The organism is Streptomyces luteireticuli, from assembly GCF_041519305.1.
GTDB lineage: Bacteria > Actinomycetota > Actinomycetes > Streptomycetales > Streptomycetaceae > Streptomyces > Streptomyces luteireticuli.
Genome location: NZ_CP167927.1, coordinates 5,183,302 through 5,206,959 on the forward strand (window position 1 = coordinate 5,183,302; position 23,658 = coordinate 5,206,959).

Annotated in this window: 25 protein-coding genes; 11 read left to right on the forward strand and 14 right to left on the reverse strand. The window is 73.6% G+C overall.

Features of this window, described 5'->3' with window-relative positions; all coding sequences use genetic code 11:
- Window positions 1-17: 17 nt before the first annotated feature.
- The 4 genes from AB8735_RS23320 to AB8735_RS23335 all read right to left on the reverse strand — a co-directional run bounded on the left by AB8735_RS23320 (window position 18) and on the right by AB8735_RS23335 (window position 3,683).
- On the reverse strand, window positions 18-1,481 hold the full coding sequence (locus AB8735_RS23320) for a peptidoglycan D,D-transpeptidase FtsI family protein (RefSeq protein WP_372409125.1): 1,464 nt from the start codon (window positions 1,479-1,481) through the stop codon (window positions 18-20).
- A 107-nt stretch (window positions 1,482-1,588) separates the two neighbouring features.
- Window positions 1,589-1,717 carry a morphogenic membrane protein MmpB gene (gene mmpB / locus AB8735_RS23325; RefSeq protein ID WP_344024552.1) on the reverse strand — a complete coding sequence of 43 codons (129 nt, stop codon included), beginning with the start codon at window positions 1,715-1,717 and terminating at the stop codon, window positions 1,589-1,591.
- A gap of 78 nt (window positions 1,718-1,795) precedes the next feature.
- Entirely contained in the window at window positions 1,796-2,008 is a 213-nt protein-coding gene (locus AB8735_RS23330) for an acyl-CoA carboxylase epsilon subunit (RefSeq protein WP_344024831.1), read from the reverse strand.
- 64 nt (window positions 2,009-2,072) lie between these two features.
- Window positions 2,073-3,683 carry an acyl-CoA carboxylase subunit beta gene (locus tag AB8735_RS23335; protein ID WP_344024550.1) on the reverse strand — a complete coding sequence of 537 codons (1,611 nt, stop codon included), beginning with the start codon at window positions 3,681-3,683 and terminating at the stop codon, window positions 2,073-2,075.
- 152 nt (window positions 3,684-3,835) lie between these two features.
- On the opposite strand from AB8735_RS23335, the gene AB8735_RS23340 reads away from it, so the two are divergent.
- The 5 genes from AB8735_RS23340 to hutH all read left to right on the forward strand — a co-directional run bounded on the left by AB8735_RS23340 (window position 3,836) and on the right by hutH (window position 9,953).
- On the forward strand, window positions 3,836-4,720 hold the full coding sequence (locus AB8735_RS23340) for a biotin--[acetyl-CoA-carboxylase] ligase (protein ID WP_344024548.1): 885 nt from the start codon (window positions 3,836-3,838) through the stop codon (window positions 4,718-4,720).
- 88 nt (window positions 4,721-4,808) lie between these two features.
- Window positions 4,809-5,912 carry an adenylate/guanylate cyclase domain-containing protein gene (locus AB8735_RS23345; protein ID WP_344024546.1) on the forward strand — a complete coding sequence of 368 codons (1,104 nt, stop codon included), beginning with the start codon at window positions 4,809-4,811 and terminating at the stop codon, window positions 5,910-5,912.
- Window positions 5,913-5,985: 73 nt separating this feature from the next.
- The gene (locus AB8735_RS23350) at window positions 5,986-6,849 is read left to right on the forward strand and encodes an enoyl-CoA hydratase/isomerase family protein (protein WP_372409126.1); all 864 of its coding nucleotides are present in this window, start codon (window positions 5,986-5,988) and stop codon (window positions 6,847-6,849) included.
- A gap of 152 nt (window positions 6,850-7,001) precedes the next feature.
- Entirely contained in the window at window positions 7,002-8,096 is a 1,095-nt protein-coding gene (locus AB8735_RS23355; protein ID WP_344024829.1) for a GGDEF domain-containing protein, read from the forward strand.
- Window positions 8,097-8,405: 309 nt separating this feature from the next.
- Complete coding sequence (gene hutH, locus AB8735_RS23360; protein ID WP_372411901.1) at window positions 8,406-9,953, forward strand: histidine ammonia-lyase; 1,548 nt, start codon at window positions 8,406-8,408, stop codon at window positions 9,951-9,953.
- A gap of 30 nt (window positions 9,954-9,983) precedes the next feature.
- Here hutH and AB8735_RS23365 read toward each other — a convergent pair whose 3' ends face one another.
- Window positions 9,984-10,274, reverse strand: a complete 291-nt coding sequence (locus AB8735_RS23365; protein WP_344024540.1) for a hypothetical protein — start codon at window positions 10,272-10,274, stop codon at window positions 9,984-9,986.
- Between the two features lie 431 nt (window positions 10,275-10,705).
- Between AB8735_RS23365 and AB8735_RS23370 the strand changes: the two genes are divergently transcribed.
- Entirely contained in the window at window positions 10,706-11,992 is a 1,287-nt protein-coding gene (locus AB8735_RS23370) for an Ig-like domain-containing protein (RefSeq protein WP_372409128.1), read from the forward strand.
- Window positions 11,993-12,083: 91 nt separating this feature from the next.
- Window positions 12,084-13,337: a DUF2786 domain-containing protein gene (locus AB8735_RS23375; protein WP_372409130.1), complete on the forward strand. Its 1,254-nt coding sequence runs from the start codon at window positions 12,084-12,086 to the stop codon at window positions 13,335-13,337.
- A gap of 4 nt (window positions 13,338-13,341) precedes the next feature.
- Here AB8735_RS23375 and AB8735_RS23380 read toward each other — a convergent pair whose 3' ends face one another.
- Both AB8735_RS23380 and AB8735_RS23385 read right to left on the reverse strand, forming a co-directional pair.
- Window positions 13,342-13,614, reverse strand: a complete 273-nt coding sequence (locus AB8735_RS23380; protein WP_372409131.1) for a hypothetical protein — start codon at window positions 13,612-13,614, stop codon at window positions 13,342-13,344.
- On the reverse strand, window positions 13,611-13,964 hold the full coding sequence (locus AB8735_RS23385) for a DUF6247 family protein (protein ID WP_344020560.1): 354 nt from the start codon (window positions 13,962-13,964) through the stop codon (window positions 13,611-13,613). The genes AB8735_RS23380 and AB8735_RS23385 overlap by 4 nt, the downstream gene beginning before the upstream one ends.
- A gap of 135 nt (window positions 13,965-14,099) precedes the next feature.
- Between AB8735_RS23385 and AB8735_RS23390 the strand changes: the two genes are divergently transcribed.
- Window positions 14,100-15,353, forward strand: a complete 1,254-nt coding sequence (locus AB8735_RS23390) for a glycosyltransferase (protein WP_372409133.1) — start codon at window positions 14,100-14,102, stop codon at window positions 15,351-15,353.
- A gap of 12 nt (window positions 15,354-15,365) precedes the next feature.
- On the opposite strand, the gene AB8735_RS23395 is transcribed toward AB8735_RS23390, so the two are convergent.
- Together AB8735_RS23395 and AB8735_RS23400 are read right to left on the reverse strand one after the other, a co-directional pair.
- Window positions 15,366-15,701, reverse strand: coding sequence for a hypothetical protein (locus tag AB8735_RS23395; RefSeq protein ID WP_344020519.1), 336 nt, complete (start codon window positions 15,699-15,701; stop codon window positions 15,366-15,368).
- Window positions 15,702-15,741: 40 nt separating this feature from the next.
- Window positions 15,742-16,992 (reverse strand): CynX/NimT family MFS transporter, encoded by a 1,251-nt coding sequence (locus AB8735_RS23400; RefSeq protein ID WP_372409135.1) that lies wholly within the window; start codon window positions 16,990-16,992, stop codon window positions 15,742-15,744.
- 338 nt (window positions 16,993-17,330) lie between these two features.
- On the opposite strand from AB8735_RS23400, the gene AB8735_RS23405 reads away from it, so the two are divergent.
- A complete protein-coding gene (locus tag AB8735_RS23405; protein ID WP_372409137.1) occupies window positions 17,331-18,287 on the forward strand; it encodes a LysR family transcriptional regulator in 957 nt (318 codons plus the stop codon).
- Between the two features lie 15 nt (window positions 18,288-18,302).
- Window positions 18,303-18,539, forward strand: coding sequence for a DUF2180 family protein (locus AB8735_RS23410; RefSeq protein ID WP_372409139.1), 237 nt, complete (start codon window positions 18,303-18,305; stop codon window positions 18,537-18,539).
- Here the strand turns inward: AB8735_RS23410 and AB8735_RS23415 are convergent.
- From AB8735_RS23415 to AB8735_RS23425, 3 genes are all read right to left on the reverse strand, one after another.
- The gene (locus AB8735_RS23415; RefSeq protein ID WP_344020512.1) at window positions 18,508-18,930 is read right to left on the reverse strand and encodes a hypothetical protein; all 423 of its coding nucleotides are present in this window, start codon (window positions 18,928-18,930) and stop codon (window positions 18,508-18,510) included. The genes AB8735_RS23410 and AB8735_RS23415 overlap by 32 nt on opposite strands.
- 126 nt (window positions 18,931-19,056) lie before the next feature.
- A complete protein-coding gene (gene msrA, locus AB8735_RS23420; RefSeq protein ID WP_372409141.1) occupies window positions 19,057-19,725 on the reverse strand; it encodes a peptide-methionine (S)-S-oxide reductase MsrA in 669 nt (222 codons plus the stop codon).
- Window positions 19,726-19,806: 81 nt separating this feature from the next.
- On the reverse strand, window positions 19,807-20,895 hold the full coding sequence (locus tag AB8735_RS23425) for a hypothetical protein (RefSeq protein WP_372409142.1): 1,089 nt from the start codon (window positions 20,893-20,895) through the stop codon (window positions 19,807-19,809).
- A gap of 277 nt (window positions 20,896-21,172) precedes the next feature.
- Between AB8735_RS23425 and AB8735_RS23430 the strand changes: the two genes are divergently transcribed.
- Window positions 21,173-22,318 (forward strand): cystathionine gamma-synthase, encoded by a 1,146-nt coding sequence (locus AB8735_RS23430; protein WP_344020506.1) that lies wholly within the window; start codon window positions 21,173-21,175, stop codon window positions 22,316-22,318.
- 250 nt (window positions 22,319-22,568) lie between these two features.
- On the opposite strand, the gene AB8735_RS23435 is transcribed toward AB8735_RS23430, so the two are convergent.
- The gene (locus AB8735_RS23435) at window positions 22,569-23,006 is read right to left on the reverse strand and encodes a sigma factor-like helix-turn-helix DNA-binding protein (protein WP_372409144.1); all 438 of its coding nucleotides are present in this window, start codon (window positions 23,004-23,006) and stop codon (window positions 22,569-22,571) included.
- Window positions 23,007-23,118: 112 nt separating this feature from the next.
- Entirely contained in the window at window positions 23,119-23,619 is a 501-nt protein-coding gene (locus AB8735_RS23440; protein ID WP_344020504.1) for a MarR family transcriptional regulator, read from the reverse strand.
- Window positions 23,620-23,658: the final 39 nt, after the last annotated feature.

Below are 23,658 nucleotides of genomic sequence, written 5' to 3' on the forward strand. Positions count from 1 at the left end.
GGGCCAGCGTACGTGGCCTACTTGGCGAGCACCGCCTGCATGATCTTCTTCGCGATCGGGCCGGCGAGGCCGCCGCCGGAGACGTCGTCGCGGTCGACGCCCGAGCCCTCCGGGTCGATGAAGACCGCCACCGCCACCGGGGAGCCGTCGGCCTGCTTGGCGTAGGAGACGAACCAGGCGTACGGGATCTTGTCGTTGTTCACGCCGTGCTGCGCGGTGCCGGTCTTGGCGCCGACGGTGGTGCCGTCGATCAGCGCCGCCTTGCCGGTGCCCTCCTTGGCCGTGAACTCCATCATCTCCTGGAGCTTCTTCGCGGTCTCGGGGGAGACGGCCTGGTCCATGGTCTCGGGCTTGGTCTGCTCGACCGTGGACAGGTCCGGGCCGCGCAGCTTGTCCACCAGGGTCGGCTTCATCAGCTTGCCGTCGTTGGCGATGGCGGCGGTCATCATGGCGATCTGGAACGGGGTGGCCCGCAGGTCGCCCTGGCCGATGCCGGTGAGCGCGGTCTGCGGGCGGTTGAGCTTGCTCGGGTAGACGCTCTTGACGACCGAGACGGGCATGAAGACGTCCTTGTCGAAGCCGAACTTCTCCGCGGTCTCGCGCATCTTGTCCTGGCCCAACTCGGCCGCGATCTTGGCGAAGACGTTGTTGCAGGAGTACTGCATCGCGACCTTGAGCGAGGCGTTGCGGCAGGGCGCGCTCTCGTTCTCGTTCTTCATGGGGGTCACGGTGTCGGGGAGGTTCCACGGGTACGGGGAGTCCGTGGGGGCGTTGATGTCCGTGTAGAGGCCGTGGTCGATGGCGGCCGCGGCGGTGAGGATCTTGAAGGTGGAGCCGGAGGGGTAGAGCTCCTTGATCGCCCGGTTGGAGAGCGGCTTGTCCTTGTCCTTCTCCAGCTTCTCCCAGGCCTTCTGGTCCTTGGAGCTCTCCCCGGAGAAGACCGAGGGGTCGTACGAGGGCGTCGAGGCCAGGGCGAGGACCCTGCCCGTGGAGGGATCGATCGCGACCGCCGCGCCCTTGTACTTGGCGAGCCCCTCGTAGGCGGCCTTCTGGGCCTTCGGGTCGATGGTGGTGACCACATCCCCGCCCTGGGGCTTCTTCCCGCTGAGCATGTCGGTGGCGTGCTGGAGGAAGAGCTTGTCGTCGGTGCCGGTGAGGAACTTGTTGTAGACGTACTCCAGTTGGTTGCTGCCGTAGATCTGCGAGGTGTAGCCGGTGATCGGGGCGTACATCGGCCCGTTCTTGTACGTGCGCTTGTACTTCAGGTCGCTGCCCGTGGTGGGCGTGGAGCCCGTGACCGGGTCGCCGCCGACGACGATGTCGCCGCGCGGCTGCGCATAAGTGTTGATCTTCACTCTGCGGTTGTGGTCGTTGTTGGCGAGCTCGTCGGCCTGGGCAAACTGCAGCCATGTGCTTCTGACCAGCAGCGACAGCACCAGCAGTCCGCTGAAGAGCGCCACATGTCGCACGGGCTTGTTCATGACGTAACTCCCCGGTTCGCAGCAATTCACCGGGGAAGATGCGAAAACGGACAGTTGCGGTTGCGGCGGAGGGGAACCTGTGAGGTGCCTGTGGGGTACCTGTGCGATCAGGGAATGCCCAGGACGAGGAAGAGCAGGACCATCCCGACGGCGAGCACCAGGCCCGCCCGCCGGAGCATGGCCTGGGCCTCGCGCAGCTCGTCGGGGGGTTTGTCGGACGGGTCGGACCAGAGCACACCCCCATGGTCCGCCGGGCAGGGCCGGACGGCCTGAGTACGGGTACTCAGGCGCGGTGTGACACGGCTCTCCCGGCGCTACGCCGGCCAGTAGGACGTGCGCCAGGCCCGCGGGCCCGGCGCGTGCGCCCGCGCGTTGCGGGCCCGCCGGGCCGGGCTGGCCCACTCCGGGCGCAGCGCCTCGTCCCCGGGCCCGGCGGCGGCCGCGCGCGCGGCAGCGCGGGCCTGCACCACCGCCAGCGCGGCGGCCAGCTCCTCGGGCGTGGGGTTGCCGCGTACGACCTTGATCACCAGGTGCTCCTTCTCTCCGCCGTGCGCGTCCATCGGTATCGGCCCCCTCCGTGATGACCGATCGCTACAGCGGAATGTTCCCGTGCTTCTTCGGCGGCAGGACCTCGCGCTTGTCCCGCAGCGCCCGCAGTCCGCGGACGATGTGGCGGCGGGTCTCCGAGGGCAGGACCACCGCGTCCACGTAGCCGCGCTCGGCCGCCGTGTAGGGGGTGAGCAGCGCGTCCTCGTAGTCCGCGATCAGCCGGGCGCGCAGCTCCTCGCGCTCCTCGTCCGACGTGGCCGCCGCGAGCGCCCGGCGGTGCAGGACGTTGACCGCGCCCTGGGCGCCCATGACCGCGATCTGGGCGGTCGGCCAGGCCAGGTTGAGGTCCGCGCCCAGGTGCTTGGAGCCCATGACGTCGTAGGCGCCGCCGAACGCCTTGCGGGTGATCACCGTGATCAGCGGGACCGTGGCCTCCGCGTATGCGTAGATCAGCTTGGCGCCGCGCCGGATGATGCCGCCGTACTCCTGGTCCACGCCCGGCAGGAAGCCGGGGACGTCGACGAAGGTCAGCACCGGGACGTTGAACGCGTCGCAGGTGCGCACGAAGCGGGCGGCCTTCTCGCTGGCGTCGATGTCCAGGCAACCGGCGAACTGCATCGGCTGGTTGGCGACGACGCCCACCGGGTGGCCCTCGACGCGGCCGAAGCCGGTGAGCATGTTCGGCGCGAACAGGGCCTGGGTCTCCAGGAACTCGCCGTCGTCCAGGACGTGTTCGATGGCCGTGTGCATGTCGTACGGCTGGTTCGCCGAGTCCGGGATCAGCACGTCCAGTTCGAGATCGGCGTCCGAGATCTCCAGGTCGGCCTCCTCGGGGTAGGAGGGCGGCTCGGAGAGGTTGTTGGACGGCAGGTACGACAGCAGCGCCTTGACGTACTCGATCGCCTCCTTCTCGTCCCCCGCCATGTGGTGGGCGACGCCGGAGGTCGCGTTGTGGGTGCGCGCCCCGCCGAGCTCCTCGAAGCCGACGTCCTCGCCGGTGACCGTCTTGATGACGTCCGGGCCGGTGATGAACATGTGCGAGGTCTGGTCCACCATCACCGTGAAGTCGGTGATCGCGGGCGAGTAGACCGCGCCGCCCGCGCAGGGGCCGACGACCAGCGAGATCTGCGGAATGACGCCCGAGGCATGGGTGTTGCGGCGGAAGATCTCGCCGTACATGCCGAGGGCCATCACGCCCTCCTGGATGCGGGCGCCGCCGGAGTCGTTGATGCCGACGACCGGACAGCCCGTCTTCAGCGCGAAGTCCATCACCTTCATGATCTTCTGGCCGAAGACCTCGCCCAGCGAGCCGCCGAGCACGGTGAAGTCCTGCGAGAACACGGCCACCGTGCGGCCGTCGACCGTGCCGTAGCCGGTGACGACGCCGTCCCCGTACGGGCGGTTCTTCTCCATGCCGAAGCTGGTCGACCGGTGCCGGGCGAACTCGTCGAGCTCGACGAACGAGCCCTCGTCCAGCAGCAGCTCGATCCGCTCACGGGCCGTCAGCTTTCCCTTGGCGTGCTGCTTCTCCACCGCCCGGGCCGAACCGGCGTGCGTGGCCTCGTCGATCCTGCGCCGGAGATCCGCGAGTTTGCCCGCGGTGGTGTGGATGTCGGCCCCCTCGGAGCCGGGGGCGGTGGCTGTCTCGGACATCGGGCTGCGGCTCCTGCTCGTCCTGGGCTGGGCGATGGCTGTCCTGCAACGGGCGGTCCCGCCGTGGGGCTACCGGGTCGTAGCGTATCGGCGGGGATGCGTTCCGGCAGTGCGTCGTTGGCCACACCCGCGGCCCTTCTAGGGTGGCTGTCATGACGCCCTCCCCCGACAACCGCGGCCGCTGGTCCGACCTGGACCGGCCCCCGCTCAACGCCACCGGGCTGCGCCGCGCGCTGCTGCGGCCCGGCGGCCTGTGGACCTCCCTGGACGTGGTCGAGCGCACCGGTTCCACCAACACCGACCTCGTCGCGGCCGACGGGCCCGAGGGCGCCGTGCTCGTCGCCGAGGAGCAGTCCGCCGGGCGCGGCCGGCTGGACCGCACCTGGTCCGCCCCCGCCCGCTCCGGCCTCTTCCTCTCCGTCCGGCTCACCCCGGGGCCCGGCGTGCCCGTCGCCCGCTGGGGCTGGCTGCCGCTGCTCGCCGGCGTCGCCACCGCGACCGCGCTCTCCCGTGCCGCCGGCGTGGACACCGCCCTGAAGTGGCCCAACGACCTGCTGGTCACTGTTGACGGGCAGGAGCGCAAGGCCGGCGGCATCCTCGCCGAGCGCGCCGGGGACTCCGTCGTCGTGGGCATCGGCCTCAACGTCTCGCTGCGCGCCGCCGAACTGCCCGTCCCCACCGCCGGCTCCCTGGCCCTCGCGGGCGCCGCCGTCCTCGACCGCGACCCGCTGCTGCGCGCCGTGCTCCGCTCCCTGGAGGAGTGGTACCTCCGCTGGCGCGACGCCGGCGGCGACCCCGGGCCCAGCCGGCTGCAGGAGGCGTACGCGGCCGGCTGCGCCACCCTCGGCCGCACCGTACGGGCCGAACTGCCCGGCGACCGCGCGCTGGTCGGCGAGGCGGTGGCCGTGGACGGGGACGGGCGGCTGGTCCTCGCGACCGGGGACGGGGTGCAGGAGCCGGTGGGCGCCGGGGACATCGTCCACCTCCGTCCCGCTTCGTCCGGGCCGACGGAGGCATCGGCGCCGTCGGGAGAGTGAGCTAGGGCACACCTGCCGTATCGTTGTGCCCGGAAAGCGGGCGAGCGATCGGCAGGGCAGTGCGCACGGATCGGACAGGGGGCGGGCGGTGACCGCCGAGGACGGGGAGGCCCTCCGTCCCGTTGAACCGGAGAAGGTCCCGGAGGAATTCGACGCGGGCGACGAGGAGGGAGACCCTCTCGCACTCCGTCTGGAGGCGCTGATCCTCGGCGCGGAGCGGCGGTACACGCCCTTCCAGGCCGCCCGCGCGGCGGGCGTCTCCATGGACCTGGCCGCCCGCTTCTGGCGCGCCATGGGCTTCGCCGACATCGGCCAGGCCAAGGCGCTCACCGAGGCGGACGTCCTCGCGCTGCGGCGGCTCGCGGGCCTGGTCGAGGCGGGGCTGCTCAGCGAGCCCATGGCCGTGCAGGTCGCCCGCTCCACCGGGCAGACCACCGCCCGGCTCGCCGACTGGCAGATCGACTCCTTCCTGGAGGGCCTGACCGAGCCTCAGGAACCGGGCCTGACCCGGGCGGAGATCACCTACCCGCTGGTCGAACTGCTCCTGCCCGAGCTGGAGGAGTTCCTCGTCTACGTCTGGCGCCGTCAGCTCGCCGCGGCGACGGGCCGGGTCGTCCAGGCCCAGGACGACGCGGAGATGGTCGACCGGCGCCTCGCCGTCGGCTTCGCCGACCTGGTGGGCTTCACCCGGCTCACGCGGCGGCTGGAGGAGGAGGAACTCGGCGAGCTGGTCGAGGCGTTCGAGACCACGGCCGCGGATCTGGTCGCCGCGCACGGCGGCCGTCTCATCAAGACGCTGGGTGACGAGGTCCTGTACGCGGCCGACGACGCGGGGACCGCGGCCGAGATCGGCCTGCGGCTGATCGAGACGCTCGGCCACGACGAGACCATGCCGGAGCTGCGGGTCGGCATCGCGTTCGGGACGGTGACGACGCGGATGGGCGACGTCTTCGGCACGACCGTCAACCTCGCGAGCCGGCTCACTTCGATAGCGCCGAAGGACGCGGTCCTGGTCGACAGCGCGCTGGCGGAGGAGCTGGCGCGGAACGGGGACGCGCCGAAGTCGGAGGCGGAGGTGGGTGCGGGGGAGCCGGGGGAGGGTACGTACCGGTTTGCGCTCCAGCCGATGTGGCAGCGGCCGGTGCGGGGGCTGGGTGTGGTGGAGCCGTGGCTGCTGACGCGGCGGGGGTGAGTGTGCCCCCGCCCCTCCGGGGGAGGGACCGGGGCACCCCACCCGGGTATGGCTAAGCGCCGCGTCCCCGTGCATGATCGGTTCATTCGCAGCGCAGCACCGGGAGGACGAACCGATCGTGAGCGAGCAGCAGCACCAGCAAGAGCAGCGCCACGGCGAGTGGGTGGCCGTCCGCCGGCACGAAGGCGGCCGCGTCGCCGAGCTCGTCCTCGACCGGCCGAAGGCCATGAACGCCGTCTCCACGGCCATGGGCCGCGCCATCGCCGAGGCGACCGCCGCGCTCGCCGCCGACACCGCCGTCCGCGCCGTCGTCCTCACCTCCACGAACGAGCGGGCGTTCTGCGTCGGAGCCGATCTCAAGGAGCGCAACTCCTTCACCGACGCCGACCTCGCGCGTCAGCGCCCGCATGCCCGCGCCGCCTACACCGGCGTCCTGGAGCTGCCGGTGCCCGCGATCGCCGCCGTGCACGGCTTCGCCCTCGGCGGCGGGTACGAGCTCGCGCTCTCCTGCGATCTGATCGTGGCGGACGAGACGGCCGTGGTCGGCCTGCCCGAGGTGTCCGTCGGTGTGATCCCCGGCGGTGGCGGCACCCAGCTGCTGCCGCGCCGTGTCGGCGCGGCCCGCGCGGCCGAGATCATCTTCAGTGCCCGGCGCGTGGAGGCGGCGGAGGCCCGGGAGTTGGGGCTGGTGGACCGGGTCGTGCCCGCGGGGCGCGACCGGGAGGAGGCGCTCGCGCTGGCCGCCCGGATCGCCGCGCACTCGCCCGTCGGGCTGCGCGCGGCCAAGCGGGCCCTGCGGGTGGGGCACGGCCTCGACCTGCGGGCCGGGCTGGAGGTCGAGGACGCCGCCTGGCGTTCGGTCGCCTTCTCCGCCGACCGCGCCGAGGGCGTCGCGGCGTTCAACGAGAAGCGCACCCCCGACTGGCCCGGCCTCTGACAGCACGTCCGGCTCGGCCAGCGGAAAGCGCGCGGCGTTCCTACGCTGGAGGTGCGAGGGCCGCCGCGCACGGCGGGGAATGTGAGGCTCGGGTGGTGGACGACGGGGAGCACGACGACCGCCTCTCCGCGGTGGTGGCGCTGGCCCAGGCGATGGCGGCCGAACCGGACCTGCCGGGCGGCGTCGCGGCCGCGGCGGAGGGCGCGCTGCGCGCCCTGCGCGGCAGCTTCGCCGCGGTCTCGGTGTGGGAGCGCGAGCGCGGCCGGCTGCGGGTGCTCGTCAACGCGGGGGAGCTGGACGAGGACGAGGAGCGGCTGCCGGCCGACGAGTCGTACCCGGTGCACAACTTCCCGGAGATCGCCGAGTTCCTGCACGAGGAGTGGGTGGGCGGGCGGCCGCACGCCTGGGTGGAGCGGGCGGACGGGCCCGACGAGTGCGCGGTGTACACGGGCCACCGCGTCGCCTCCCTCCGGCGCCACCGCCGCAGCAGCTGCGTCATCGCGCCGATCGTGCTGCACGGGCGGGCCTGGGGCGAGCTGTACGTGGCGCGGCCGGAGGGCGCGCCGGTCTTCGACCGCAAGGACGCGGACTTCGCCACGGTCCTGGCCGCGGTCACGGCGGCGGGCATCGTCCAGACGGAGCGGCTGGAGGAGGTCCGCAGGCTGGCCTATACGGATCCGCTGACCGGTCTCGGCAACCGCCGCGCCGTCGACGCGCGGCTGGACGAGGCGGTGGAACGGCACCTGGCGGAGGGCGTGGTCGTCAGCCTCGTGGTGTGCGACCTCAACGGGCTCAAGCGGGTCAACGACACCCTCGGGCACGCGCAGGGCGACCGGCTGCTGGAGCGCTTCGGCTCGCTGCTGTCGCTGTGCGGCGCCCGGCTGCCGGGCGCGCTGGCGGCGCGCCTGGGCGGGGACGAGTTCTGTCTGCTGAGCGTCGGCCCGCCGGCGGACGAGGTGGTGCGCGCGGCCGAGGAACTCTGCCTGTCCGCCGGGCGGTTGGAGCTCGGCGAGGGCGTCGCGTGCGGCATCGCGTCGACGGGCGATCCGATCGGCGAGGTGCGCAGCGCCCGGCGGCTCTTCCGGCTCGCGGACGCGGCGCAGTACCGGGCGAAGGCGGCGGGGTCGCGCAAGCCGGTCGTCGCGGGGCGGGACGGGGGGCTCGCGGATCCGGTGGTCCGGCTCGCCGATCGTCCGCCGCGGCCGGCGGCGGCGGAGCGGCGCCGCTTCCGCGGGCGGCGGGGGTGAGTTGTGCCCCGGTCCCGCCCTTTCACCGTTTCTTGCGCTCCCGCGCGGGGCAACGCGGCTGCGCCGCGTTCGTCCTCAAGCTCCCCGGAGGGGGCAACCCCCAGACGGGCTGGTTTCCGCGCCCGGGCGCGAATTCAGCCCGTCCGGCGTTTGAGGACACCACCCGAAGGGTGGTTCCGGGCGGAGCCCGGCGAGAAACGGTGAAAGGGCGGGACAGGGGCACAACTCCCCCCACCACGGCGTTGCACTGAACACAAACTCACCTAGTGACAGGTGGCGATTCAGTCTCTAGGGTGCCTGAATATGGATATGCAGATGCAGGGCGAAGTGGTGGTGGGCACGTCCGGGACGACCGCGGACGACGTAATCGCCGTGGCACGCCACGGCGCCCGCGTCGTCGTGTCCGACGAGGCCCTCGCCGCCGTGGCCGCCTCCCGCCGGGTCATCGAGGACCTGGCCGCCAAGCCGGATCCCGTCTACGGCGTCTCCACCGGCTTCGGCGCCCTCGCCGTCCGCCACATCAGCCCCGAGCTGCGCGCCCAGCTCCAGCGCAACATCGTCCGCTCGCACGCGGCCGGCATGGGCCCCCGCGTGGAGCGCGAGGTCGTCCGCGCCCTGATGTTCCTGCGGCTGAAGACCCTCGCCTCGGGGCACACCGGCGTCCGCCCGCTCGTCATCGAGACGATGGCCGCCCTGCTCAACGCCGGGATCACCCCCGTCGTCCACGAGTACGGCTCCCTCGGCTGCTCCGGCGACCTCGCGCCGCTCTCGCACTGCGCGCTCACGCTCATGGGCGAGGGCGAGGCGGAGGGCCCGGACGGCACCGTCCGCCCCGCCGCGGAGCTGCTCGCCGCGCACCGCATCGAGCCCGTCGAGCTCCGCGAGAAGGAGGGGCTCGCGCTGCTCAACGGCACCGACGGCATGCTCGGCATGCTCGTCATGGCCTGCGCCGACCTCGCCCGGCTGATCACCTCCGCCGACATCACCGCCGCGCTCTCCCTGGAGGCGCTGCTCGGCTCCGAGAAGGTCCTCGCCCCCGAGCTGCACGCCATCCGCCCGCACCCGGGCCAGGGGACCAGCGCCGCCAACATGCTGGCCGTGCTGGCCGGTTCGGGCCTCACCGGCCATCACCAGGACGAGGCGCCGCGCGTCCAGGACGCGTACTCGATCCGCTGCGCGCCCCAGGTCGCGGGCGCCGGGCGCGACACCCTCGCGCACGCCCGCCTGGTCGCGGACCGCGAGCTCGCCTCCGCCGTGGACAACCCCGTCGTCCTGCCCGACGGCCGCGTCGAGTCCAACGGCAACTTCCATGGCGCGCCCGTCGCGTACGTCCTCGACTTCCTCGCCATCGCCGCCGCCGACCTCGCCTCGATCGCCGAGCGCCGCACCGACCGGCTGCTCGACAAGAACCGCTCGCACGGCCTGCCGCCGTTCCTCGCGGGCGACCCGGGCGTCGACTCCGGCCTGATGATCGCCCAGTACACGCAGGCCGCCCTGGTCAGCGAGATGAAGCGGCTCGCCGTGCCCGCCTCCGTGGACTCGATCCCGTCCTCCGCCATGCAGGAGGACCACGTCTCCATGGGCTGGTCGGCGGCGCGCAAGCTGCGCACGGCCCTGGACGCGCTGGCCCGCGTCGTCGCCGTCGAACTGGTCGCCGCCACGCGCGCCGTGGAGCTGCGCACCGGCCTGACGCCGTCCCCGGCCACCGCCGCCGTGCTGCGCGCGGTGCGCGGGGCGGGTGTGGAGGGGCCGGGGGAGGACCGGTTCCTCGCCCCCGACCTGGCGGCCGCCGAGGCGTTCGTCCGCTCCGGGAAGCTCGTCGAGGCCGCGGAGCGGGAGACCGGGCCGCTGGGCTGAGCGGGCGGTTGCCTCGGACACGCCCTGGGGTCAGTTGCCGTACGCCGTGCGCGACCGGCGTGCGGCGACGGCCACCAGTGCCCCGCCCGCCGCGACGAAACCGAGGCCGCCGAGGACGTACGGCGTGGTGTCCACGCTTCCCGTGTCCGCGAGCCGGGTGCCGGCCGCGGCGTCCCGTGCCTTTTCCGGCACGGTGTGCCGCGCGGGCGGCGAGGGGTGTTCCGGGGCCGCGTGGGCGTTCGGCACCAGCCAGCCCGCGCACAGCAGCGCTCCGGCGGCGACGGCGGTCAGTAGCGGGCGCAGCGGGCGGCGTGCGGTCACGGCGCATCCCCTCGGCGGAGCTCGGGACGAAGGCGGGGGCGAGCGGGGGCAAGGGAGTTGACCACGGCTCATGGAGCGGCGTCGTGGACCCGCGCGTTCCCGATGGACCGTCAACGGATCCGGACCGAACAGATGGTAGTGACCCGTACGGGTGATGGGGAAGCCGTGGGCCCGTCGGAACCCGTACGGGGCCCGGAGTTCCCGAGCGGACCCCGGCTTGGGCGGGGGCGCCTCTAGGGTCTTTACTGGCGTGGTCTTCCCCACACTTTTCCCGATGGTGGAACGGGCGATTCGGGTCGGGCGTTCCCTAGTGCATGACCGGGACGGCCGGGCGCCCGCAGGGTGCTCCGGGCGGTGGCCGGGGGAACCGAGGGGCGGAGGCGCCTCCGCGGTCCGGTTCGGGGATGTCGGGGTCCAGAGGGTCCAGAGCGATGGAGATGCGTGTGATGAAGGACGGCAAGCGCCGCAAGGGCCTGGTGGCCGCGGCCGCCGTGCTCGGTGGTGTGCTCACCCTCGCCGCCTGCGGTGGCGGCGACGGCGACGACGGCAAGGGCGGCGGCAAGGACAAGTCGCAGAGCAAGGTCGACGCTGCGGCCGCCAAGGAAGCCTCCAAGGCGCAGATCAAGATCGCGACCAAGACCGGGACGGCCAACGCCGGTGTCACCGCGGACGAGGCCAAGGTCACCGTCAGTGACGGCGAGCTCGTCGGCGTCAAGATGACGTCGGTCGACGAGAAGTCGGGCAAGCAGAGCCCGGTCGAGGGCGAGCTGTCGGCGGACAAGAAGTCCTGGCTGCCGAAGAAGAACCTCGAGCGCTCGACCAAGTACCAGATCGTCGCCGAGGCGAAGGACAGCGAGGGCCGCAAGGCCGTGTCCAACTCGTCCTTCTCCACCGTCTCGCCGAACAACAGCTTCATCGGCTCCTTCACCCCTGAGGACGGCTCGACCGTCGGCGTCGGCATGCCGGTGTCGATCAACTTCGACAAGCCGATCAAGGACCGGAAGGCCGTCCAGTCCCACCTGGAGGTCACCTCCAGCAGCGGCCAGAAGGTCGTCGGCCACTGGTTCAACGACCAGCGCCTCGACTTCCGCCCGGAGGACTACTGGAAGGCGAACTCCGAGGTCACCCTGAAGATGAGCCTCGACAAGGTCGAGGCGGCCCCGGGCATCAAGGGCATCCAGAACAAGACGGTCAAGTTCCAGATCGGTCACTCCCAGGTCTCCACGGTCGACGCCAAGACCCACCAGATGACCGTCGTCCGGGACGGCAAGGTCATCAAGACCATCCCGATCTCGGCGGGCAGCCCGTCCAACCCGACGTACAACGGCAGGATGGTGATCTCCGAGAAGTTCAAGGAGACCCGCATGGACGGCTCGACCGTCGGCTTCACCAAGGGCGACGGCAAGGGCGAGTACGACATCCCGGACGTCCCGCACGCCATGCGCCTGTCCACCTCCGGCACCTTCATCCACGGCAGCTACTGGGGCGGCGGCGTCTTCGGCAACGAGAACACCAGCCACGGCTGCGTGGGCCTCAAGGACGTTCAGGGCGCGAACGACCCGAACACGCCGGGCTCCTGGTTCTTCACCAACTCCCAGGTCGGTGACGTGGTCGTCGTCAAGAACTCCGACGACAAGACGATCGCCCCGGACAACGGCCTCAACGGCTGGAACATGAGCTGGTCGGAGTGGGTCAAGGGCAGCGCCACCGGCGCCTGATCCCCTCCCCTCCCCGCTCCTCCCGCCGGGCGGCGGCCGCCGATCGCTGCGGCCGCCGCCCGGCGCGTCGTTCACCGAAGGAAGTCCCCCCATGGGCAAGCGCCGGGAAGCACCGGAGGAGACCGCGCTCCGCGAGGCCGTCGAGGCGGCCGTACGGAGGCTGCGCGCACTCCCCGCCGCGGACGCCGAGGACGCCGCCGACGCCTCGGCCTCGGCCCTCGCCGCCTCCCCCGCCGGGCCCCGGGCGCTCGGCCGGGCGCTGCTGCGCGCCGCCGAGGCCGCGGTGCGCGGCGCCTGGGAGCGCGGCTGGCAGCCCGCGGACGCCGTCCGGCTCGCCCGGCGGGACGCCGCGCCCGCCGCGGCCCGCTTCGTCGTCGACGCCGTCGCGGCGGAGGCCCGCCGGTATCCGTCCGGCACCCTGCCCGGCCGCTGGCAGCGGCAGCTCGACGAACTGGACGCCACCGTGTGGTGGGACGGCGACGGCGCGTTCCTGGACGGCTTCGCCCGGCGCGAGCGGATCGCCCGCTTCGAGGCCGTCGCGGTGGCCCTGGCGGCGCTGCGGCTGGTCGAGGGCCTGCCGCGCATCGAGCCGGCGGGCCCCGTACCGTCCCGCTCCGGGCGCCGCCCCGCCGCCCCGCCCCTCTGCGCCCCGCCTGTCGGTGCCCCGCCTGTCGGTGCCCCGGCGAAGACCCTCGGCCGGATCCGGGCGCTGCTCGCCAAGGCCGAGTCCACGGACTTCCCCGAGGAGGCCGAGGCGTTCTCCGCCAAGGCGCAGGAGCTGATGGCGCGCCACTCCATCGACGCGGCGCTGCTCCCGGCCGCCGACGCGGCCGCGGACGGCGGCCCGGTGTCCTGCCGGCTCGGCGTCGAGGGCCCCTACGAGTCCGCGAAGGCGCTGCTGCTCGGCGCGGTCGCCGAGGCCAACCACTGCCGCGCGGTGTGGTCGTCCGAGCTCGGCTTCTCGACGGTCGTCGGCTTCGATGCGGACCTGGAGCTCGTCGAGCTCATGTACACCTCGCTCCTCGTCCAGGCCGACACCGCCATGCGCCGCGCCGCCGACGCCCACCATCAGGGCCGCCGCTCGCGCCGCACCCGCGACTTCCGCGAGTCCTTCCTCATCGCCTACGCGTCCCGCATCGGCGACCGCCTGTCGACCACGGCCCGCGACGCGACGGCCCGGCAGGCCCCCTCGGAAGTCCTCCCCGTCCTGGCCGCCCGCGACCTCGCCGTCGGCGAGACCGCCGACCGCCTCTTCCCCACCACCACCTCGCACCGGCTGCGGGGGCGCGACGCGGAGGGCTGGGCCCGGGGGCGGGAGGCGGCGGACGAGGCGCGGTTGCGGTAGGGGTCTACAACCCGTCGTACGGCGGGACGATCCGGACCACGACGAGCAACTGGTCCCGTGGAGAGGCGAGAAAGTAGAACCAGCCGCCTGCCGCGTCCATGCGGCGAAGGCCGCCCGGCCGGGGGCCGTTCCCCAAGTCGCCGATGTCCACGCCCATCTGGGCCAGGTCCGTCAACTGGCCGGCGAGGCGCTCCACTTCGGTCACGACCCCGGCGGGCACTCCTCCGGTGACGTGTTCGGCGTCGGGGTCGTACTCCCGGCGCCAGGGGCGGCTCACCGCGGGAGAAGGGACAGGGCCGCGTGCGCGTCGTCCAGCATCCGGCCGATCTCCGATGCCGCGCCCCGCACCTGGGCCGTGTCGCCGGTCGCCGCCAGGTCCTCCAGTTCCCGGAGCCGGGCGGCGAGCCGGGGCTGCCGCTGGATGTGCACATAGACCGCCCACTGGGCGACGAACCGCTGCAACGGCGCCAGGTCCGAGCCCTGTCGGGACTGGTCCGCAGCCTGATCCAGCTCGCGGGTGAAGGCGGGAAGTGCCACCGGAGCGATCTGTGCGACCGCTTGCCGCAGAGCCGTCACCGTCGCGGGAGGCTGGGGAATGAGGGGTTGCCCGGCGGCCGACGTGGTCATTGCTTCTCCCATGGGAGCGATCCTTGTGCTCCTCGCCAGCCTACCCAGGGGTATCGTGCCCCCGCCCTCCGAACGGGTGACGCTGTTCGCTCGGGGCGGGCGTCCGTCGCCGTCACCCACGGCATACTGCCGCCCATGCGAGTGGCCCTGATGACCGCCGGTTCGCGTGGTGACGCGGCTCCCTACACCGGGCTGGGACACGCCCTGACGCGGGCGGGGCACCAGGTCACCCTGGTCACGCACGCCCGCTTCGCCCCGCTGGCCGGGGCCGCGGGGCTCGCGTTCCACCCGCTGTCCACCGACCCGCGCGAGGCCATGGAGTCCGAGAAGGGGCGTGCCCTGCAGCGGTGTTCCACCGGTGCCGGGCAGCTGGCCCGGGTGGTGGCGCTGGCCAGGTCCTGCGTCGACGAGATGGCGGAGGACCTGCTGAAGGCCGCGCAGGACGCCGATGTCCTGCTGGTGTCGAGCTCGTTGGGCCTGCTCGGGTACACCCTCGCCGAGGGGCTCGGGCTGCCCGGCATGGGTGTGTACCTCCAACCCCTCGCGCCCACCGGCGAGTTCGCCTCCTGTGTCACGGGCACCCGCTCCTGGGGCGCGGCCGGCAACCGGCTCACCGGGCGGGCCGTCAACGCCGCCGTGGACGCCATATTCGCCGGGGCCATCCGGTCCCTGCGGGTCCGCCTCGGCCTCCCGCCGGGCAGCACCCGCGCCGCCCGGCGCGCCCGCGAACGGCGGCGCTGGCCGGTCCACCACGGCTTCAGCCCGCTCGTCGTCCCCCGCCCCCGCGACTGGCGCCCGGAGCTGACCGTCGACGGCTACTGGTGGCAGCACGACCCGCCCGGCTCCGGCGAACTGCCGCCGCGCGTACGGGATTTCCTCGCCGCCGGACCGCCGCCCGTCTTCGTCGGACTGGGCAGCGCCACCGTGCCCGGGGCGGCGCGGCTGAGCGCCACGTTCGTACGGGCCCTGCGCGCGGCCGGGCTGCGCGGGATCGTCCAGCGCGGCTGGAGCGGCCTGGAGGCCCACGGCGACAGCCTGCTCACCGTCGGCGAACTCCCGCACGCCGCGCTCTTCCCGCGGGTCGCCGCCGTGGTCCACCACGCCGGGGCCGGCACCACGGCGGCGGCCCTGCGCGCGGGAGTGCCCGCCGTGCCGCTGCCGCTCCAGTTCGACGCCGGCTTCTGGTCCGCCCGCCTCACCGCCCTCGGCGTCTCGCCCGGCCCCGTACCGCTGCGCCGCCTCACCGCGGACGCCCTGATCGCCGCCCTGGTGCGCGTCACCACCGACCCGTCCTACCGCGAGCGGGCCCGCGTGCTGGGGGCCCGCATCCGTGCGGAGGACGGGACGGCTCCGGTGGTCGCCGCGGTGAACCGGCTGGCGGGGCTGTGAAGGGCGGCCGCCTCAGCCCCGTTCGAGGAAGCGCGGCTCGGGCCATGCGGTGACCGGTCCGTCGATCCCGTACGCCTCCAGGAGCGAGAGGTAGCCGTCCCGCGCGAAGACCATGACCCCGGTGCCCTCCGGCGCGGCGTACCACCCGTCGGCCACCGGATTCCCCGCCGCCGGGGCCGGCGCCACCGCCGTGCGGTCGACCGCGAGGTCCACCGTCACGCACCCGCACCCGCACCGCCCGGCCACCCGGGCGTAGGGCACCTGTGCCCGCAGCGCGGGATCGGCCCCGGCCAGCAGGGCCTCCAGGGTCGCCCGGGCCGGGGGCGGCAGGGGCTCGTCGCTTTGCACTGCTTCTTCTTCTTCCGGGTCGGGGCGGGGCTCGACGACCTTACGCGGCGCCCCGCCCGACGCGGCGCCCGCGGCCCGCCACCGCCCCCGTGATCCCCATCGGCACCGCCAGCACCACCAGGGCGACCAGCCCCGCGGTCCAGCCGCCGGTGAGGTCACGGGCGGCACCGAAGGCGACAGGGCCCGCGGCGGCCAGCAGATAGCCCACGCACTGGGACATCGCGGACAGGAGTCCCGCCTCGTGCGCGGTGCGGGCGCACAGCGACATATAGGTGATGCCCAGGGAGAGCACGGCCCCCAGGCCGAGGCCCAGCAGGACGGCCCACACCACGGCGGCCGGTCCGGCCGGTGCCGTGAGCATCCCGGCGAACGCGGCGACGCACAGCGCGGTGCCCGCCACCGCCAAGTGGCCCTGCCGCCGCGCGCGTTGGGCCAGCACCGGCACCAGCAGCGAGGTGATCACGGCGGAGCCCATGCAGACCGCCAGCAGGGCCCCGGCGCCGCTCTCCGACCAGCCGTGGCCGACGGCGAACGACGGCAGCCACGTGGTGGCCGTGTAGTACAGCAGGGACTGGAACGCGTAGAACAGGGCGACCGCCCAGGCCGTTCCGCTGCGCCACACCGAGCCGCCGTCCGGCCGTGCCGGGGCCGCCGGCCGCTCCCGCCGGTGCCGGAGCCGCGGGGCCCAGACCGCCAGCGCCACCAGCGCCGGGACGCTCCAGAGGGCGAGACCGCCGGCCCAGGACAGCGACAGGGCGTCGCGCAGCGGGACGGTCGTGGCGGCCGCGACCGCGCCGCCGCCGACGAGCATGGTGGTGTGCAGGCCGGACATCAGCCCCACACGGTGGGCGAAGTCCCGCTTGATCAGCGCGGTGACGACGACGTTGGCGACCGCCACCGCCGTACCGGCCAGGAACGATCCGGCGAACAGCGGGAACGGCGCCGGGACGAGGCGCACCGCCGTGCCGCAGAGCAGCACCGCCAGCACCGCGACCAGCGTGCGCTCCATGCCCCAGCGGCGGGCCAGCCTTGGCGCGAGCGGGGCGAAGACGCCGAAGCAGACCAGCGGCAGGGTGGACAGCGCGCCGGCGCCGCCGTTGGACAGGCCGGTGGCGTGGCGGATGTCGTCCAGCAGCGGGGAGACGGCCACGATGGCGGGCCGCATGTTGATCCCGACGAGGAGCACCGCCAGGGCGTAGGGGAGCAGGCGGCGGTGAGGGGGAGCGCCGGGGACGGGGGCGGCGACGGCGGGCGGGGTCGCCGCCTCGCGGGATACGAGGGGTGGGGTCATGGGCCGTCCTTCCCGGGCGTGCGAAGTCGCTGTCTGAACAGGGCAGTTGGATGTGCGTGGCGCTTGATCGTCCGTGGGGCAGCGACAGTTGCACGGTGGGTGTCGGGCGTCCAATAAAGACCTTCTATTGATCGCTAGTTGATCGCTAAGGGGGCAGGTGGGGTGCTCTTCCGCAGCCCTACCGGTGCCGGGGTGGTGTGTGTCACGGCGCCGGAGGCTTGTTTGGACTCTGTCTAAGTTGCAACGCTGTCCAAAGTTGCTACGCTCTCTGACGTAAGAAAGTCATGCTTGCGGCAGCTTTGTCGCGTTTCTTTGTCGTGTTTCTTTGCCATGTATCGATGTGCCGGGACGGGGAGGTCGAGCGCGTGCGGTGCGACGAAGAGCCCTCGCTCGCCCTATCCGGTCTGCTGCGCCGCCTCGAGTACTTCGTCGTGGTGGCCGACGAGCTCCACCTGGGGAGGGCGGCCCTTCGCTGCGGAGTCAGCCAGCCGACGCTCTCGCACCAAATGAAGGTGCTGGAGCAGGAGTTGGGCGCCCAGCTGCTGAGCCGCGACAACCGCAGGCTGTCGCTCACCCTCCCGGGCGAGGAGCTGCGGGAGGAGGCGCCGGGGCTCCTGCGGCGCACCTATGCGATCAGGGGCCGGATCAAGGACGCGGCGGCCGGCCGCGCGCGCCCGGTCCGGGTCGCCTTCAGCGGCTCGGGCCACGCCCTGCGCCAGCGGGAGATGGTCGCGGAGTTCCGGGCGCGCGAAGGCGTCCCGGTCTCCGTGGAGTCCGGCTGGTCGGCGCGGAACGCCGAGCTGGTCCGCGCGGGCCGCGTCGACCTGGCGTTCGTCAGGCCGCCCCTCGGGGCGGACGGTCTGTGCGTGACGGTGGTCGGCGAGGAGGAACTCGTCCAACTCCGCCCGGGAGGCGCCTCCCCGGCGGACGCGGACCTGCCGCTCGTCATGTGGCCCCGCCCGCTCGCGCCCGGCCTCCACGACAGGATCATGGACGTCGCCCGGCAGGACGGCGGCTCCTCCCGGCCCCTGCGGGAGGAGCCGGACGACGTCAACGTGGCCGCGGCCGTCGCCTCCGGAGCGGGAGTGGCGTATCTGGACCGTGGCGTGGCCGAGTGGCTCGGCCGCGGCGCGGACCTCCGCATCCGCCCGCTGGGGCCGCCCGCGCCCCGGACGGAGATCGCCGTGGTCCGGCGCGCCGGCCCGGACGAGGACGTGGCCTTACGGTTCGTCGCCGCCTGCCGCCGCATCGGGAACGGCCGCGCGTCGAACACCCCGGCCATAGAGGAACGTTGAAGGAGAACACCGACCATGAACTGCTACGACTGCCATGCCGCCGACGGCACCGGCACCCCCGCTGTCGCCGTCTGCCACGGCTGCAACTCCGGCCTCTGCCCCGCCCACCTCCGCGTCACCCGCCCGGAGCTCCGCCGCCCCAGCGGCCTGGGCGCCTCCCACGCCCCCGCGCGGGTACGGCGGCTGTGGTGCGCCACCTGCCACGCCGCCTCCGCCCCGGTCACCGCAGGGCATACGTCTCCATCAGCCTGACGAGCGTCCGGCCCTGCGCCGCGTCGATGGCGCACGCGTAGTACTCGCAGCCGTGCCCCTCCACCATGGCGCTCGACGACCGGGCCCCCGGCGGCCCGCCCACCGCCGTGAACCCCACCGGCGTTCCCGCCATTTGATAGCGGAGCGTGGCCGCCCCGGACTCCCAGGGGAAGTGGACCGAGTCGACCCGGAAGGTGTCGGACTCCCCGGGACGCAGCACATGCCCCTTGCCCGGCGCCTCCTCGAAGGAGCCGCTCACGTCCGCGGACGTGAGCACCAGCGAGTGCATCGTCTCATTGGCGACCGTGACCTCGTAGTGCTCGCACGCGGGCGTCGGGCACCCGGTGGCTATGGCCATGTCCCTGAGTTCGGTGAGATAGCTCTTGTCCATGGAGCCAGGGTGCGGGCGGGAGCGCCCGCCCGGGGTCGGCCGGTCGCCGGGACGGGCGGTGGGGGAGGGGGTCCCCCGATCGGTGGCCTCCGGTCCGCGCCCGCGACAACTGCCCGCCTCAGCCGGTCAGTTGCCGTCCGCCGGGGCGATCCCCACCGGGCAGGAGACGCCCGTCCCGCCGATCCCGCAGTAGCCCGTCGGGTTCTTCTCCAGGTACTGCTGGTGATAGTCCTCGGCCGGGAAGAACGGGCCCGCCGGGCGGATCTCCGTCGTGATGGCGCCGTAGCCCGAGCCGCGCAGGACGGACTGGTAGGCGTCGCGGGAGGCCTCGGCCTCCGCCTGCTGTTCCGGGGAGTGGGTGTAGACCGCCGAACGGTACTGCGTGCCGCGGTCGTTGCCCTGGCGGAAGCCCTGGGTGGGGTCGTGGGACTCCCAGAAGAGCTTGAGGAGGGCGGTGTAGGGGACGAGGGAGGGGTCGTAGACGACGCGGACGGCTTCCGTGTGGCCCGTCAGGCCGCTGCAGACCTCCTCGTAGGTGGGGTTCGGGGTGTGGCCGCCCTGGTAGCCGGCCAGGGTCGTCCAGACGCCGGGGGTCTGCCAGAAGCGGCGTTCGGCGCCCCAGAAGCAGCCCAGGCCGAAGTCGGCGACGGCCAGTCCCTCGGGGTACGGGCCGGCGAGCGGGGTGCCCAGGACCGCGTGGCGCCCGGCGAGCGGGAAGGCGGGCTCGGGGCGGCCCGCCAGGGCCTCCTCCTCGGCGGGCAGGCGAAGATCGTGGCGGAGGTGGGGGAAGAGCATCACGACTCCAGGTCCGGGGAGACGGCGGTTCACCGGCGACAACGTGCGGTCGCCGGGGGGAATTCCCGCTTCGGGAGGGGCTCAGCGCCGGTGGCTCTGCTCCCAGCCCGCGACCGCCCGCGCGCGGTATGCCGCGTACGCCGCGGCCGGGTTCTGCTCGTACGTCCACGGGATCGCCCCGATGTGGCCGTCCACCGCGCGGAACTGCTCCAGCGCCGGGCCGTACTGCTCGCCGTTGACCAGGAACCAGGCCAGCAGATGCCGGACGTGCGGGAGGACGGGGTGGTCGGCGGGGGCGTGGGCCACGGCGTAGAGGGCGGCCTCGACGGCCCGGCGGACCACGACGCCGTCGAAGAGGCTGCGGACCAGGACGACGTCGGGCAGGTGGTCGTGGACCGCGAAGAGGGGGAGCGCGGGGAGCAGACTGCCCGCGGGGGCGCCGCCGGCCGCGCGCTGGGCGAAGGCGTCCGCCTCCTCCTGGGAGCCGTGCCACTTGGCGCTCCAGTAGCGCAGCGCCGCCAGGTGCGCCCCCATGTGCTGCGGTGCGCGGGAGACCACGGTCTCCCAGACGGACTGGAACTCCGCGGCGCTCGCGCCGAGGCCACGGGCCACGCCCAGTTCGACGATGTAGGGCGTCGGGTCGCCGGGGGCGAGGAGGGCGGCCTCGGCGCAGACCGTGCGGGCCTCCTCCAGGATCATGCGGTAGTCCTGCGAGGACGGGTCGCGCAGCGCCTGCTGGACGAGGAACTCGGCCTGGACGGCCGCCCCGCCCGCGTCCTTGGGCGCCACCACCCGCCAGTGGCGCAGCCACATGCCGCCGGTGCCGGGCGCCTCGGCGAGCTCCTGCGCCGCCGCCCCGGCCAGCGTCTGCACCCGCTGCCAGCGCAGCTCGGCGGCGGTGCCGGCGGGCGTACGGGCCAGCAGCTCGGCGGCCGGCTTCCAGTCCTGGGTGCGGCGGGCCTCCTCGACGGCGGCGAGCAGCTCCGGGTCGGGGCCCGGGAGGCGGACGTCCAGGCGCTCGACGGGGACGAGGCCATGGCCGTGCGCCGGGTCCACGGCCGCGCCCGCGCCCCGGAGCGCGTCCTGCTCCGCGCGCCGACGGCGCATCGCGGGCACGACGACGATGCCGCAGATGATGACGAGGGCGAGCAGGATCGCCAGAAACTCCATGAGCTGTCCCGGTTCGAGGCTGTACCCGTTGAGAGGCCGTGCCGTTGAGAAGGCTGTGCTGTTGAGAGGCTGTGCTTGTCGATGTCGAGGGTTTGTTGATGTCGAGGTTTGTCGAGAAGAAGTGACGTAGTAAGGACGAGGGAGGGGCGCCGAACGTTCCGGAGGGGCGCGGCCCCGGGGCGTTCCCGCAGGTCGTCGTGGACACCGGACGATCGTTCATGTGCCGGTTACAAGTGAACAGCAGTATTCCGGTAATGCGGGTACTACTCTCGGGTCAATGAGCGACCAGCATGCCTTCGAGACCCTCGCCATTCACGCCGGGCAGGAGCCGGACCCGCTGACCGGGGCCGTCGTGCCGCCCATCTACCAAGTGTCCACCTACAAGCAGGACGGCGTCGGCGGCCTGCGCGGCGGCTACGAGTACAGCCGCAGCGCCAACCCCACCCGCACCGCCCTGGAGGAGAACCTGGCGGCGCTGGAGGGCGGCGCCCGGGGCCTCGCCTTCGCCTCCGGCCTGGCTGCCGAGGACTGCCTGCTGCGCACCCTGCTCAGCCCCGGTGATCACGTGGTCATCCCGAACGACGCCTACGGCGGAACGTTCCGGCTGTTCGCCAAGGTCGTCAGCCGCTGGGGCGTCGAGTGGTCCGTCGCCGACTCCTCCGACCCGGCCGCCGTCCGCGCCGAGCTGCGGCCGAACACCAAGGTCGTCTGGGTCGAGACCCCCTCCAACCCGCTGCTGGGCATCACGGACATCGCCGCCGTCGCCCAGGTCGCGCACGAGGGCGGGGCGCGGCTGGTGGTGGACAACACCTTCGCCAGCCCCTACCTCCAGCAGCCGCTGTCGCTCGGCGCCGACGTCGTCGTCCACTCGACCACGAAGTACATGGGCGGCCACTCCGACGTGGTCGGCGGTGCGCTCGTCACCTCCGACACCGGCCTGGCCGAGGAACTCGCCTTCCACCAGAACGCGATGGGCGCCATCGCCGGGCCCTTCGACTCCTGGCTGACGCTGCGCGGCATCAAGACCCTCGCCGTCCGCATGGACCGGCACAGCGCCAACGCCGCGCGCATCGCGGAGCTGCTGGTCGCGCACCCCAAGGTGACCGAGGTCTTCTACCCGGGCCTGCCGGAGCACCGGCTCCACGAGGTCGCGGCCAAGCAGATGCGGGCCTTCGGCGGCATGATCTCCTTCCGCGTCCAGGGCGGCGAGGAGGCGGCGGTCGAGGTCTGCAACCGCGCGCAGCTGTTCACCCTCGGCGAGTCGCTGGGCGGCGTCGAGTCGCTCATCGAGCACCCGGGCCGGATGACGCACGCGTCCACGGCCGGCTCCCAGCTGGAGGTTCCGGCGGACCTCGTGCGGCTCTCGGTGGGCATCGAGTCGGCCGACGACCTGCTGGCGGACATCAAGCAGGCGCTCGGCTGAGCCGGAGGGGCCTCACGGGGCGGGGCGGTGTCCGCGGGGTGCACCGCCCATGGCCCGGCGAGCGCGGCCCGGACGCAGAACGCGACGGCCGCCGCGACCAGCAGCGTCCAGCCCAGCGCGCGCAGCGCACGCCGCCCGCGCAGCAGCCGGCGGCCGCGCCCGGCGGCCCGTGCGGCCAGCCCGGGCGGGACGGCCGGACGGCAGGAGTCCAGCAGCCGGCGGACGGCCTCGCGGTCGCGCTCGTAGGAGTTCACGGGGCGCCCCGGGGCCGCGCGCACAGGGCGGCGACCGCCCGGGCGCAGACCGCCCGGACCCGGTCCGCCGACAGTCCCAGAGCGGCCGCGGCCTGCTCCTCCGCGAACCCCTCGTGCAGCCGCAGGACGACGACGAGGCGCTCGCGCGGGGTCAGCCGGCCCAGGACGCCGTCGTGGGCGCGGCGGTGCCGCCGGGAGGAGCGCGCGAAGCGGGCGACGAGCTCCTGCCGGGCCAGGTCGTACGGATCGTCGCCGCCGAGGCGGTCCCAGGCGGCGTAGGTGCTCGCCAGGGACAGGGTGAGCAACTGCTCGGCGGCGGCCGCGTCGCAGGTCAGCAGCAGCGCGGTGCGCAGCAGCCGGCCGCCCGCGCCGGCGACGAAGGCGTCGAACTCCCGGTCGCGGCGCGCCGCGACGGCCGCCCGCCCCTCGCGCATCCGGTGCACCCCCGCGCGCCTCGGTGACGCCCCCGGTGCGGATGCCCGGTGTCGACGTCCGGTGCTGTCCGGCGGGGGACACCTTCATGACAAGCGCGGGCGCCCGGCGGGGTCAAGAGGCCGGCGGCACCTGCGGCAGCGCGCTGTGGACGTCGGAGAGCGCGGAGTTGAAGCGGGTGAGCAGGGTGCAGAACAGCGCGCGCTCCTCCTCGGTCCAGCCCTCGGTGCACAGCTCCATCAACTGCCGTCGCGAGGCGCGGACCTCGTCGAGGCGGGCCTTGCCGCGGGGCGAGAGCTGGAGGACGACCGCCCGGCCGTCCTCGGGGTGCGAGGTGCGCTTGACCAGCCCGGTGTCGACGAGCGGAGCCACCTGGCGGGTGACCGTCGAGGAGTCGATGCCCATGCCCGCGGCGAGCGCCTTGACGCCCATCGGGCCTTCCTGGTCGAGGCGGTTGAGCAGCAGGTAGGCGGCGCGGTCCATCGAGTTGTGGATCCGGCCGACGCCGCCGAGGCGGGTCTGTTCTGCACGGCGGGCGAAGACGGCAACCTGGTGCTGGAGAGTGTCGAGGACACCTGGTGCGAGGTCGGTCGTCATGTCCGGAGGGGTGGGCATGGCTGGGGACTCACTTCGTGCGGCGGGCTGGAATTGCTC